Below are 13,527 nucleotides of genomic sequence, written 5' to 3'. Positions count from 1 at the left end.
ACTTCATAAATACAATGTTAGACATACTTAAAAAACTATTTGGCTCTGCAATTGACTTTAAACAATTAAAAGATAACGGAGCAGTGATTATTGATGTGCGTACCCCGGGAGAGTTTAGTGCCGGGCATATTAACGATGCCATCAATATTCCTTTGGATAATCTTCGTTTAAAGATCAACGACATTAAAAAAAAGCAAAACGTGGTTATTACCTGTTGCGCAAGCGGTATGCGTAGCGGATCGGCCACATCATTACTTAAACAGGCTGGCATTGAAGCATACAATGGAGGAGGCTGGGTATCACTAAATAACAAGTTAAACTGATGCTGAAACGATCAAACTTAAAATGGATATTGCCCGGCTTAATAATTGGCGCTGTTGCCGGTTTTTTCTACTGGAAATTCTACGGTTGCAATGGCACCTGTCTTATTACTTCAAGCCCTCTAAAAAGCATACTTTATTTTTCTGCAATGGGAGCATTGGTCAATAATATGTTCAAACCTCAACAAAAACAAGCGGATCAATCTGCCCCTAACGACTAGCGAATCCTTATAATCTTGTGTACCTTCAGGATGCAGTTTACCAACTGATCCCGGAGTTGTATTTTCAACCAATAGCAAACAATAAACAGAACAACTCATGAACCTCATTGAATTGATCAGGCAACCGTGGCCATGGTATGTCGCCGGCCCGTTGATCGGGTTAACTGTGCCAACGTTACTCATCATTGGTAATAAAACCTTTGGCATCTCTTCCTCACTACGACATATTTGTGCAGCTTGTTTTCCTTCAAACATTTCCTTCTTTAAATATGACTGGAAAAAAGAATTATGGAATTTGTTCTTTGTAGGCGGAATTTCATTGGGAGGTTTTATTGCATTTCTGTTCCTGAAGAATCCTGAACCCATGATCGTTGATCCAAAGTTGAGTGCAGAGCTTGCAACTTATGGCATAACCGATTATAATAATCTTGTTCCAACTGAAGTATTTAACTGGAGCAGCTTGTTTACGGTTCGTGGTTTTATCATGATGGTGATCGGTGGGTTTCTTGTTGGTTTTGGAACACGCTATGCGGGTGGGTGCACCAGCGGTCATGCCATCATGGGTATCTCTACTTTGCAATGGCCTTCTTTGATTGCAACAATCAGTTTTATGATTGGTGGATTTTTAATGGCCAATCTTCTTCTTCCTGTTATTCTTAAACTCTGACAATGAAACAACAAATGAATAGAACTGAAGATAATATAGTGAAGGAAAAGAAACACCATGCTTTTCTCAATGAGAATACAGATTTTGAAATGCGTTCACTTGATGCCAGCGTAAATGAATCGGAATTGAAACATCCGTGGTGGTATAATTTCAAATACGCTTTTGTGGGTTTGTTGTTTGGAATCCTGTTTGTAAAAGCTGAAGTTGTTTCATGGTTTCGTATACAGGAAATGTTTCGCCTGCAAAGTTTTCACATGTATGGTATTATCGGTTCAGCAATTATAGTGGGCATCATCAGCGTTTGGCTGATTAAAAAATTTAAGATCAAAACTGTTCATGGTGAACCTATCATGTTTGTTGATAAGAAATTTCATAAAGGACAGATTTACGGAGGTATTTTGTTTGGCCTGGGATGGGCAATTACCGGAGCATGCCCGGGACCTTTATTTGCACAAATAGGCAATGGAGCAACAGTTATTGCAATAACGCTGTTAAGTGCAATTGCCGGTACGTGGGTTTATGGTAAATTCAGGGAACAATTGCCACATTAAACTTCTTTTCCAAAACTTGAGTAACGGTAAAACGATATTGCTGTTCATTTCACTTCTGCTGTTAATCCTATTAACACAGCTTTCCTGCAACCAACCAGGTGAAAAAGAACCAGCCGTAGTTGATTCAACCATTCAGCAAACAGTTTGGGCGGGTCCGCCAGCCAATCAGATTCCATATTATTCAAGAGAAGATGGAAAACTGATTTGGTATGGTCATCAACTGATAGCAAACACTTCAAAATACTTAGGTCCAAAAGGTTCCGTGATGCAAATCACTAATGGAATGAATTGCCAGAACTGTCATTTGGAAGCAGGTACCAAGCCATGGGGCAACAATTACGGAGGAGTTTATTCAACTTATCCAAAATACAGGGATCGTTCCGGGAGCATTGAAACAATTTATAAACGCATTAACGATTGCATTGAACGCAGTTTGAATGGAACCGCACTTGATACAACGTCAACTGAAATAAAAGCAATTTATGCTTACATGAAATGGTTGGGCGAAGATGTAAAGAAAGGTGAAAGACCAAAGGGCTCCGGTATTTTGGAACTTCCCTATCTCAATCGTGCTGCCGATCCTGTAAAAGGCCAGGTTGTATATACTCAAATATGTCAACGATGCCATGGCACTAACGGCGAAGGTCAGCTGAGCAGCGATGGTATTGCCTACACTTATCCTCCGTTATGGGGAAAGGATAGTTACAATGTGGGTGCAGGTTTATTTCGCTTATCAAGATTTGCTGGTTATGTAAAAAATAATATGCCTTTTGAAACCAACTATCACAACCCCATACTTAGCAATGAAGAAGCATGGGATGTTGCTGCATTCGTTAACTCAAAACCCCGCCCTTCAAAAGATCTCACCGGTGATTGGCCGGATGTTTCGAAGAAACCCGTTGATTATCCTTTTGGTCCTTACACCGATACATTTACAGAGCAACAACACAAGTACGGACCCTTTATTGCTATTAAAGAGTTTAAAGAAAAGCAGAAAAAAGCTCCTGCTGCCAAATAACAGGCATTCCCTTATTTTTAGTACTAAAAAATCAATTCATGCAGCCATTAAAATTTTTATTCGTAACCTTTCTTCTTCTGAGTTCATCGTTAATAAAAGCACAATCAAAAATTGTTTGGGAAATGGCATCGGGCGATACAGCCCAGCAACGAATTTTATTCCGCCAGGTTGCTAACGTACTAGCAGCTGCACCCGAAACAAAAATTGAAATTGTATTTCATGGCAATGCTGTCTTTGGTTTATTAAAAGATACCGGTTATTTCAAAGAACAAATTATTGGCTTTCATAAAAAAGGCGTTACTATGGCTGTTTGCAACAATGCGTTGAAGAACAGGAATATTAAAACTGATCGTGTTATTCCTGAAGCTGTAATTGTTCCCGTTGCCATCCTCGAATTGGTGAAAAAACAGGAAGAAGGCTGGAGTTATATTAAGGCAAACTGATCTCATTAACAGCTCCTGCATTATTTCTGTGACTTTTGCTACAGTTCTGCCTTTTCAATAGCAGTCTTTCTTATGATTTAGATCACCTGCTGACCGCAAGGCTTACTCTACTTTTGGCTTGAACAAAGTGGAGTTAATAATGAAATATATCATCGTGGGCGCTGTTGCAGGTGGAGCCAGTACTGCTGCAAGATTAAGAAGATTGGATGAGCATGCTGAGATCATCATCTTTGAAAAGGGTGAATATATTTCGTATGCCAACTGCGGATTACCTTATTATATCGGTGATGTCATTAAAGACCGCAACAAACTGTTTGTTCAATCGGCCGCTGCTTTTAATCAACGTTTCAATATTGATGTGCGTGTACAAACTGAAGTAACCAACATCAACCCTTCTGCAAAAACCATTACGGCTGTTAGCCAGTTAACAGGTGAGTCGTATGAAGAAACATACGACAAGCTCATACTCTCTCCCGGTGCAGAACCTATTCGTCCGCCCTTGCCTGGTATTAACCACAAAGGAATTTTTACTTTACGAAACGTCAAGGACACTGATTATATAAAAAGCTATGTTCAGCAAAACCATGTAAGCAAGGCCGTGATTATTGGCGCTGGCTTTATTGGTTTGGAAATGGCGGAAAATCTTCATCAGCTTGGTTTGGATATAACTGTTGTTGAAATGACGAAGCAGGTGATGGCGCCAGTTGATTACCCCATTGCAGCATTTGTGCAACAACATCTCCGCTCGAAAAGAATTCACCTGCGTTTAAATACAGCCGTTACGGCCTTTATTAAAGTAGGTGAAAAAATTGAATTGACATTAGATAATGGGGAGGTGTTGGTTACCGATGTTGTTTTACTTTCCATAGGTGTTCGACCGGATACAAGGCTGGCTTCGACAGCTGGCTTACAACTTGGTTCAGCAAAAGGTATTTTGGTGACTGAATTTTTACAAACGTCGAATGCTGATATCTATGCAGTAGGTGATGCCATTGAATTTGAAAATCCCATCACACATAAATCTACGGTTACATACTTAGCAGGTCCGGCTAACAAACAAGGTCGTATCTGTGCAGATAATGTAGCGTTGGGCAATGTTCGCTCATACAAAGGTTCCATCAATACAGCCATTGTAAAAGTGTTCGACATGACGGTTGGCGCAACCGGAGTTGCTTCAAAACATTTAACAGCTGCAGGTATTGAGCATATTGTTTCAACCACACACAATGGATCACATGCAGGCTATTATCCAGGTGCAAAACAAATGACAATACAAATTGTATTTGCGCCAAAGGGTGGCAGGTTGCTGGGTGCGCAGATTGCCGGCTATGATGGCGTTGATAAACGCCTTGATGTATTTGCATCTTACATCAAACAAGGAAAAACCATTTACGATTTAATTGAGTTTGAACATGCTTATGCACCGCCTTACTCGTCAGCAAAAGATCCTGTGAACATGGCTGGCTTTGTGGCGGAGAATATTTTACTTGATCGGCTTCGTGTGTTTTATTGGAATGAAGTCGACAAACTAAAACTGTGTGATCTGTTAATTGATGTTCGTCGTAAAGATGAATTTGATGCGGGTAATATTGCAGGGGCGATTAATATACCTGTTGATGAGTTGCGGGACAGGCTCCATGAAATTCCACGACACAAAAACATTTATATCTATTGTGAAGCTGGTTTACGTGGCTACCTTGCGCAACGCATACTTCGTCAACACGGATTTGATGATGTAGCCAATCTTTCAGGCGGCTACTATTTATGGAAAACCTGCATAGCGGAACAAACAAAACTTATCAATGAATTAGAGGATTTTCTTATTCCTCAATAAACAGGTGAAACCTTTCCTCGCCTACCTTTGCCAGCGTTATGACGCAAACTTCCACTTCAAACAAAGCTGTTGCTAATTGGTTACTCTTTGGTGTGTTCATGCTTATCGTGCAAATATTACTGGGTGGCATCACCCGCTTAACCGGCAGCGGTTTAAGTATTACTGAGTGGGATGTTGTTACCGGAGCCTTGCCACCGTTGAACGAAACAAAGTGGCTCGAAGAATTTACTAAGTATAAAGCAACGCCACAATATCAAATACTCAATACCGATTTTACACTCAAGGATTTCAAGTTTATTTTTTTCTGGGAATGGTTTCATCGCTTATGGGCAAGATTAATGGGGATGGTGTTTGCAGTTGGCTTTGTTTACTTTTTTGTGCGCAGGTACTTTAAACAGGAGATGGTAAAGCCATTACTTATTTTGTTTTTACTCGGTGCATTACAAGGTGCTGTTGGTTGGATCATGGTGGCAAGTGGATTGGTGGGCGATGCTGTGTATGTAAAACCAACAAGACTGGCACTTCATTTTATTTTAGCCATGGGTTTGCTTTGTTACACGTTTTGGTTTGCATTACAATTGCGTGTAAAGAAAGAGCAAATCACTTATCACCGCTACATTCATAATTTCACTGTGTGGTTATTGTTCTTGCTGGTTATTCAATTAATGTTTGGAGCATTAATGGCCGGGCACAAAGCTGCAACAGCAGCACCATCATGGCCGTTGATCAATACCGAATGGATACCCGCAGCATTGTTTAAAGATTCTCCTTTGCTTATCAATTTTATTGAGAACAAGATCACCATTCATTTTGTGCATCGTGGTTTGGCTTACTTACTTACTGCACTTATCATTGTGTGGTATTACAAAGCTGCAAAAGTAAAAGGTTCCGACTTGTTCCAGGTAACACGTTTCCTTCCGTTGTTCCTGGTAATTGTACAGGTGATATTAGGTATTGCATCTGTACTTACATCGCCTCAAATAATTCCAAATCGCTGGGGTTTGTTTGAGTGGATGGCTCAACTACATCAACTGTTCGGCATGTTTTTACTGCTCAGTTTTACCTGGATACTTTATTTAGTAAGAAGAAAACAACCGGTATAACATTCAAGGCCAAGCAGCGTTCTTGTGTAAATCGTTTTCTTTTACGTAACTTCTGTCCCATGAAGAAATACCTGCTTGGCATATGGTATTCGTTCCCAATTCAACTGATCTTTCTGCATTTCAGAAAGTATCAGCTCATGTTATTGTTCTGGGTATTATTGATGAGTGCAGCAAGCGGTGGATTTATGAGTGATTATGGTGCTAACTCATTATTCCTTTCGCCGGAATACCTGGGCCAGGTAAATTTTTTCAGTGGATTTTTTGTGGGATTAGCATTTGGTGGCTTTGTCATGAGCTGGAACATTACCACATTCATTCTCTTCAGCAGTTATTTCAAATTTTTAGCAACCACCTCAAAACCATTTTTAAAATATTGTATCAATAACGCTGGCATACCTGTCATTTTTATCATTAACTATTTTATACAGCTTGTTAGGTTTGGTAAATACAAAGAGTTAATGAGTAATGGCGAAATTCTGTTGATCATGTTTGGGTTTATTGGAGGGCTTGTTTTATTCCTGCTTTTTTCCATGTTATATTTTTATGGATCCGAAAAAGCAATCCTCCGTGATATGCAACCGGTGCTGCGTGATCCGCAACAATTCAAACAACAATTTAAACCGCATCATAAAGCGGAAGATCATCAACAGGTGATCAAGGTACACTATTTTTTAACCAGCTTTCTCAGTTACCGGAAAACAAGAAATGTAACGCATTACAGTCGCTTGTTTTTAGATGTAATCTTTAAACGTCATCATTTTTCAGCAGTGCTGGCCATCATTCTTGCATTCCTGTTATTGATGATTTATGGTTTGTTTCTTGACAGACCCTCATTACAGGTTCCTGCAGCTGCAAGCATTTTTGTTTTCTTTGCCATTCTTATTGGCGCATCGGGTGCGTTGGCGCATTGGCTCGATACATGGAGCATCCCGATTTCAATTTTGCTTGTTTTGGTTTTTCATTTCTTATTTCAATACGAATACATCGACATACGCAATAAAGCTTTTGGGTTGAATTATGAAGATCGAAACAAACGTCCTGTTTATTCGCTTGCATCCATGGTAAAACTGTGCACGCCTGAGCAAATGCAAAAAGATAGTTTGAACATGATTCGTTTGCTTGAAAACTGGAAACAAAACCAGGCAGAAGAAAAACCTTTCTTCTATGTAATAAATGCAAGTGGCGGAGGAAATCGGTCTGCAACTTTTACCGTAAACATGCTATGCAGGCTCGATAGTTTTATGAATGGTCAACTGATGCAAAAAACAGCTTTATTCTCAGGTGCATCAGGCGGCATGTTAGGATTAACTTACTACAGGGAATTATACCGGAAAAGAGTGAAAGGCACTCCACTCTCATTTACAAATGAAACCATTTCAGCCAACATCTCTAAAGATTTACTTAATCCTATTTTTTCGGCCTATGTAACGAGAGATCTTGTTACACCCGCTCAAAAATTTAAAGTGGGGCATTACCGTTTTGTAAAAGACAGGGGTTATGCCTTTGAGCAACAGTTAAACTTTAATACCGGAAATATTTTAACTGATCAATTAACTGACTATCGCATTGATGAGTTTAATGCAAAAATTCCATTGGGCATTTTTAGTTCAACAGTTTCGCAAGATGGACGTAAGCTGATGATCTGTAGTCAGCCGGTTAGTTTTTTAATGCGTCCACGGTTTGATAGCACAAAGGGAATTACTGCTGAACCCGATGCTATTGATTACACTGCTTTTTTTAAGGACCTTGATCCATACAATCTTCGCATGCTAACTGCACTTCGCATGAATGCAACCTTTCCTTATGTGTTGCCCAATGTGTGGTTGCCCACCAAACCTATTGTGGATGTGATGGATGCCGGCTTACGTGATAACTTCGGCCAGGAAATAACGTTGCGTTTTGTTCATGCATTTTCCGATTGGATAAAAGAAAATACTTCAGGTGTCGTGTTTATTCAAATACGTGATCGAAAAAAAGGCGAGTGGCATGATGATTTGCGTGAGCCTGGTGTTGGTGATATTCTTTACAAACCTGTTACTACGCTACAGAATAATTTTTATAAAGTGCAGGACTATATGCAGGAAAGCATGCTCAGCTATTCAAAAGAAGCGCTGCCCATCAACCGTTTTATGTTTATGTACCAGCCTTCCGTTAATAAAAAGGGAGCTGCACTTAGTTTTCATTTAACCGAAAGAGAAAAACAGGACATTTCCCGGGCAGTGTTTGATCAAACAAATGAACATACCATTCAAGAGCTAATGCGCCTGCAACAAACGCAGCGACCTGTTCAGCTTGCTCAGGGTATCAATAAAGAATAAGCAGCGGGCAATACTTTAATATGAAATGAAGTTGCACTGGGCTGCCCATCACCATCAATATGAAGTGGCGCTTTGTCAACATTGCTGATCGTTAATTCAGCAGTTTGGAAATAAGTAATACCTCTCCTCTTTGTAAAATCTGCTGTAAATGTGCCGAAACGAATATGCCACAAGATGCGCATCAACACAAAAAAGAGATTTGTTTTTTCTACAGCTACAATATCAAGTAAGCCGTCCTGTAAACTTGCTTTTGGTGCAATTGTAAATTGATTACCGAACTGGTTACTGTTAGCAACGCTGATGAAGTAAGCACGCAGCTGCAGATCAACTTCTTTTGCTTTGATGGAAAACCTGTAAGATTTTATCCGTTGAAGATTTTTTAGTGTAAGCTGAATGTATTTTTTCAAGCCTCTTTTCTGTTGCCTGTCAAACTCATGTGCCACCTGTGCATCGAACCCAATACCACTAAGCATACAGGAAAACTTATCGTTAATAAGAAATGCATCCACTGGCTGTGCATTTCCATTGAAGACGATATCAATGGCTTTATTTACATCTTTGGAAATACCTGCCGCCAATGCTAATCCATTTCCTGAACCACGTGGAATAATGCCAATGTTCACAGGAAGATCTTTGATGGCTGCAACAATCGTACTGATTGTACCATCACCTCCGGCGATAACAACATCCGTCACTAATTCATTTTTAATCTTTTCTTTTAGTGCAGAATAATCGCCATCGGCCCTGCTATGTTCAATGCTGAATTGCACGGCGGCCTGCTGGCAACGTTCGGTAATAACCTCTGAAAGAGATTTTCCCGTTTGCACACCTGAATGAGGATTGAATAAAAAGACGAAGCGACGTTGCATGAGGCAACAAAACTACACGTGAAAAAGTTAACGGGGTAAAAAAGCTCAACGCTTTGGATATAATACATCCCTGTTATACGACCAGATAGCATCTTGCAGATAACCACCGGCCCTGCGACGAAATAAAGCACCAATAAGATGAATGGTATTGCCTGTAACTACAGTAATATAACCCGGTGTACGGTTTTTTTGTGCCACAATTATTCCGGTAATTACTGCAGCGCTGCCAATCAAAGGCAATACAGTGCCAATACGTTTGTTTTTAACATATTGCTTATAGTAGCTTGTTGCCTCAGGCGAAATAAGCATCAGGTTCTTCACAGTTTGAGGTTCAAGCAACGAACCGTTCATAGTAATACGATTGTTTAATCGCAATGTTTTTTGATTATACTGCAGGCGAAGTGAATCGATGTTAAGTTGTGCATTCGCCGCTGTTATAACAAAAAGTAACATGAAACAAATGAATGTCCTGATCATTCGTAAAAGTATAATGTTATTTCGGTTATGGATGATCGAAAGTATTGCCGGTGCTGAAACTAACAATCAATTGATAACCTCAGTTTAATATTGACCGATTGTTGGTTTGATGCTGTTCCCTTACTTTTGCCGAAACTTTCTTTACTAAATGAAGCACACAACCTTACGTATTACCCTATCAGTGTTACTTATGGTTGCTGCATTTGCCTTCCTGTCTCTGATATTTATTTTACAACTGGGCAGAGATGAACGTTTTTTCCTCATTGTACAATCACTGCTGTTTATTTTTCTGGGTTCGGCTAACTATACCGACAGAAACAAAGCCTTACTCGGACATCATAGAACGCATGCGATCATTTTGATCGTACTGGCTGTTGTTCTTTCGATCAATGGATATATGTTGCTTTCAAAACAAAACGGTGATGCTGCTTCAATTCGGCTGACGCACAACTCTCATTCAGAGAACTAACCCTGTTACCATTTCAGCAATGCACTGGCCCATGTAAAGCCACTGCCAAAAGCGGCTAAGCATACAAGATCTCCTTCATTGATTTTTCCTGCTTCCCAGGCTTCGCATAATGCAATAGGTACCGATGCTGCTGTAGTATTACCATACTTCTGAATATTGTTATAAACCTGGTCGTCCCGTAATTTTAATTTCTGTTGAACAAATTGCGCTATACGCAAATTGGCCTGGTGCGGTATCAATAGTTTTAGATCGGATGGTTGGTAACCGTTAGTGCTAAGTGCTTCCATGATCACTTCCGGAAATTTCACAACTGCAGTTTTGAACACAGCCGGACCATCCATGTTTGGAAAATTTTCAGCATTGTCGATCATTGCATGACTCATAAACATATCGGCTAATTCGGCTTCATTAAATGTGGCCGCATTTTCTTTCCAATGGTTAGCATGTGTACCCGGGTTAAACATGGCCAAAATTTCAGCATCTGTTCCATCGCTATGCAAATGTGTACTGAGGATACCACGATTTTCATCAGTGGTTGGTTGTAAAACAACCGCACCTGCACCATCACCAAAGATCACGCTCACATTTCTTCCCCTGGTGCTGAAGTCTAATCCAAATGAATGTTTTTCCGCACCAACAACTAATATGTTTTTATACATACCGCTTTTTATAAATTGATCGGCAACAGAAACAGCATATACAAATCCACTACACTGATTGCGCACATCAAGGGCACCAACCTGTTTCATTTTCATTGCACGTTGCAGCAATACGCCACAACCGGGAAAATAATAATCAGGGCTTAACGTAGCAAAAACGATGAAATCAATATCCTGGGCTGTAATACCCGCACGTTCAATAGCAACTTTTGCAGCTTCAACACCCATGGTGGTAGTTGTTTCTTCTGTTCGATGAGCATATCGTCGCTCTTTAATTCCGGTGCGTTCCTGGATCCATTCGTCGTTGGTATCCATGTATTTTGTCAGATCGTTGTTCGTAACAACTTTAGAAGGTACATACATACCAATGCCTGCAATTTTACTACGAATCATGTGACAAACAATTTTAGAGGAAGTTAGCAAATAGAAAGGAATTGTAACTGTTGCAAAAAGAACCGTTGCGAATAGTAATTAAAAAAGGGGCTTTCGCCCCTTCACTATATCTGTATAGATCGATTACATGATTTCCCATACTTCATTTCCACGAAGCAGCTTATCGAGATTGCCAATTCCTTTCGTACCAATCGCTTCATCAATCTGAAGTTGCATTACATCTTCATAGCAGGCACGTTCTGTTTCATAAAACACACCAAAAGGTCGTGGTAAATGACCAGCAATGCGTGGATCATCAAACATACGAACCAGGATTTGTGCTTTGTAAAAGTCTTTTTCATTGTGAACCCAAAGATCATCTTTCGTAAATCCTTCATCCAAACTCACAATCACCGGACTAAAGCCATCAAGCTTGATTCCTTTATTTTTTGCTGCACCAAATACTAAAGGTTCACCATGTGTAAGGAACAAAGTTTCGTCTTGCTTGCTTGATTTTTCAGTGAAAACTTCAAACGCACCATCATTGAAGATGTTACAGTTTTGATAGATCTCAAGAAACGAAGCACCTTTATGTTGCTGGCTACGGATAAGAGTTTCCTGTAAATGTTTAGGGTCACGGTCCATGCTGCGTGCAATAAATGTTGCATCAGCGCCCATTGCTAAAGCCAAAGGATTAAATGGATGATCGATACTTCCCATTGGTGTACTCTTAGTCACCTTTTTTTCTTCAGATGTAGGTGAATACTGGCCCTTTGTTAAACCATAGATCTGGTTGTTGAACAAAAGAATATTTACATCAAAATTGCGACGTAATAAATGAATTGTGTGATTACCACCAATACTCAAACTATCTCCATCGCCTGTTACTATCCACACACTCAATTCAGGTCTTGCAGCTTTTAATCCACTTGCAACAGCAGTTGCTCGACCGTGGATAGAGTGCATACCATACGTATTCATATAATAAGGGAAACGGCTGCTGCAGCCGATACCACTTACAATCACAATATTTTCTTTGGGGATACCAAGTGTTGGCATCACTTTCTGTACCTGTGCTAAAATGGAATAATCACCACAACCCGGGCACCAGCGAACTTCCTGGTCGGTTGCAAAATCCTTAGCGGTAAGGGCAGGGGCGGTCGTTACTTCACTCATAGAATTATATTGCCTCAAATTTACGCAGAAAATTAACTGCACAGCATTTTAAACGACTGTTATTGATCACCCTCCCATCAATTCTTCCCAGTATTCGGCGGCTCTCCTCGTATGAGGAATCACAATAGTGCCACCAACGATATTGGCCACGGCAAAAATTTCATACATCTGCTCAGTCGTGATACCTTCTTCGTGACATTTACCCAAGTGATACTTAATGCAATCATCGCAGCGGAGAACCATGCTTGCTACAAGACCCAGCATTTCTTTGGTTTGGGTGGAAAGTGCACCTTCAGCATATGTATTTGTGTCAAGATTCCAGAGGCGCTTTATTACAAGGTTATCCTTACCGAGGATCACGTCATTCATTTTAGTGCGATAGTCATTAAACTCCTGTACAAGATTGCTCATAGTTTTTTTGGCAAAGATATTTGATTGAGTTTGTCGGTAAATGCAAAACCCCGCTGTGGGCGGGGTTTTGAGATTGGTATCTAAACTAAATTAGTAACGGTTACTGCTGAAGCTTCTGTTACCAGAGAAAGAACGACGATCGTTGTTGCTGCGTTCTTCACGTGGTTTAGCTTCTGTTACTTTAATAGCACGGCCTTCTACCATACCACCATCGAGCTCGCTGATAGCTGTTTTACCAGCTTCATCATCACTCATTTCCACAAATCCGAAACCACGGCTACGGCCTGTGAATTTGTCATTGATCACTTTAGCGCTGGTTACTTCACCATAGCTTTCAAAAAAACCTCTTAAGTCATCGTCAGTTACGTTGAAACTTAAGTTAGAAACATAAATGTTCATGTTGTTAATTAAACATTGAATTAATAAAGTCTGAGAAAATACGGGCGTAAAAGATGACTAACTATTAGCAGATTGTGCGTAGCAGATAATACGATTCACTTACAAAACACTGTATAACTCAAAAATAACGGCGCAAAGATAAGGGGATACTACTCCCGGAGCTGCGTAAATGTTCTTTCCGAGGCCAGTTTACACTTTTTTTTAAAAAAAATTTTTCGGC

General features: G+C 40.1%; 15 protein-coding genes. 9 read left to right on the top strand and 6 right to left on the bottom strand.

Features of this window, described 5'->3' with window-relative positions; genetic code table 11:
• Positions 1-14 precede the first annotated feature (14 nt).
• The 8 genes from ACO1QW_RS20815 (at position 15) to ACO1QW_RS20780 (ending at position 8,475) form a co-directional block, all read left to right on the top strand.
• A complete protein-coding gene (locus tag ACO1QW_RS20815; protein ID WP_486261450.1) occupies positions 15-323 on the top strand; it encodes a rhodanese-like domain-containing protein in 309 nt (102 codons plus the stop codon).
• A 315-nt stretch (positions 324-638) separates the two neighbouring features.
• Entirely contained in the window at positions 639-1,208 is a 570-nt protein-coding gene (locus ACO1QW_RS20810) for a YeeE/YedE family protein (RefSeq protein ID WP_486261449.1), read from the top strand.
• Between the two features lie 2 nt (positions 1,209-1,210).
• On the top strand, positions 1,211-1,759 hold the full coding sequence (locus ACO1QW_RS20805) for a DUF6691 family protein (protein WP_486261447.1): 549 nt from the start codon (positions 1,211-1,213) through the stop codon (positions 1,757-1,759).
• Between the two features lie 16 nt (positions 1,760-1,775).
• Positions 1,776-2,777 (top strand): c-type cytochrome, encoded by a 1,002-nt coding sequence (locus ACO1QW_RS20800; protein WP_486261445.1) that lies wholly within the window; start codon positions 1,776-1,778, stop codon positions 2,775-2,777.
• A gap of 38 nt (positions 2,778-2,815) precedes the next feature.
• Entirely contained in the window at positions 2,816-3,220 is a 405-nt protein-coding gene (locus ACO1QW_RS20795; protein ID WP_486261443.1) for a DsrE family protein, read from the top strand.
• Positions 3,221-3,359: 139 nt separating this feature from the next.
• The gene (locus tag ACO1QW_RS20790) at positions 3,360-5,054 is read left to right on the top strand and encodes an FAD-dependent oxidoreductase (RefSeq protein WP_486261441.1); all 1,695 of its coding nucleotides are present in this window, start codon (positions 3,360-3,362) and stop codon (positions 5,052-5,054) included.
• A 38-nt stretch (positions 5,055-5,092) separates the two neighbouring features.
• Entirely contained in the window at positions 5,093-6,157 is a 1,065-nt protein-coding gene (locus ACO1QW_RS20785) for a COX15/CtaA family protein (RefSeq protein WP_486261439.1), read from the top strand.
• 59 nt (positions 6,158-6,216) lie between these two features.
• Positions 6,217-8,475, top strand: coding sequence for a hypothetical protein (locus tag ACO1QW_RS20780; RefSeq protein WP_486261437.1), 2,259 nt, complete (start codon positions 6,217-6,219; stop codon positions 8,473-8,475).
• Here the strand turns inward: ACO1QW_RS20780 and ACO1QW_RS20775 are convergent.
• Positions 8,454-9,344, bottom strand: coding sequence for a diacylglycerol/lipid kinase family protein (locus ACO1QW_RS20775; RefSeq protein WP_486261435.1), 891 nt, complete (start codon positions 9,342-9,344; stop codon positions 8,454-8,456). The genes ACO1QW_RS20780 and ACO1QW_RS20775 overlap by 22 nt on opposite strands.
• A gap of 45 nt (positions 9,345-9,389) precedes the next feature.
• A complete protein-coding gene (locus ACO1QW_RS20770) occupies positions 9,390-9,797 on the bottom strand; it encodes a hypothetical protein (RefSeq protein WP_486261433.1) in 408 nt (135 codons plus the stop codon).
• A 172-nt stretch (positions 9,798-9,969) separates the two neighbouring features.
• Between ACO1QW_RS20770 and ACO1QW_RS20765 the strand changes: the two genes are divergently transcribed.
• Positions 9,970-10,290, top strand: a complete 321-nt coding sequence (locus ACO1QW_RS20765; protein WP_486261431.1) for a hypothetical protein — start codon at positions 9,970-9,972, stop codon at positions 10,288-10,290.
• Between the two features lie 5 nt (positions 10,291-10,295).
• Here the strand turns inward: ACO1QW_RS20765 and ACO1QW_RS20760 are convergent, their stop codons facing one another.
• The 4 genes from ACO1QW_RS20760 to ACO1QW_RS20745 all read right to left on the bottom strand — a co-directional run bounded on the left by ACO1QW_RS20760 (position 10,296) and on the right by ACO1QW_RS20745 (position 13,307).
• A complete protein-coding gene (locus tag ACO1QW_RS20760) occupies positions 10,296-11,342 on the bottom strand; it encodes a 3-oxoacyl-ACP synthase III family protein (RefSeq protein ID WP_486261429.1) in 1,047 nt (348 codons plus the stop codon).
• A gap of 123 nt (positions 11,343-11,465) precedes the next feature.
• The gene (locus ACO1QW_RS20755; RefSeq protein ID WP_486261427.1) at positions 11,466-12,497 is read right to left on the bottom strand and encodes a 2-oxoacid:ferredoxin oxidoreductase subunit beta; all 1,032 of its coding nucleotides are present in this window, start codon (positions 12,495-12,497) and stop codon (positions 11,466-11,468) included.
• Positions 12,498-12,563: 66 nt separating this feature from the next.
• Complete coding sequence (locus tag ACO1QW_RS20750) at positions 12,564-12,908, bottom strand: carboxymuconolactone decarboxylase family protein (protein ID WP_486261425.1); 345 nt, start codon at positions 12,906-12,908, stop codon at positions 12,564-12,566.
• A 90-nt stretch (positions 12,909-12,998) separates the two neighbouring features.
• Positions 12,999-13,307: an RNA recognition motif domain-containing protein gene (locus ACO1QW_RS20745; protein ID WP_486261423.1), complete on the bottom strand. Its 309-nt coding sequence runs from the start codon at positions 13,305-13,307 to the stop codon at positions 12,999-13,001.
• Positions 13,308-13,527: the final 220 nt, after the last annotated feature.

The organism is Lacibacter sp. (assembly GCF_057361365.1).
The sequence above is the reverse complement of the archived record's forward strand: the minus strand, read 5'-3'. Positions and strand labels throughout refer to the sequence as shown.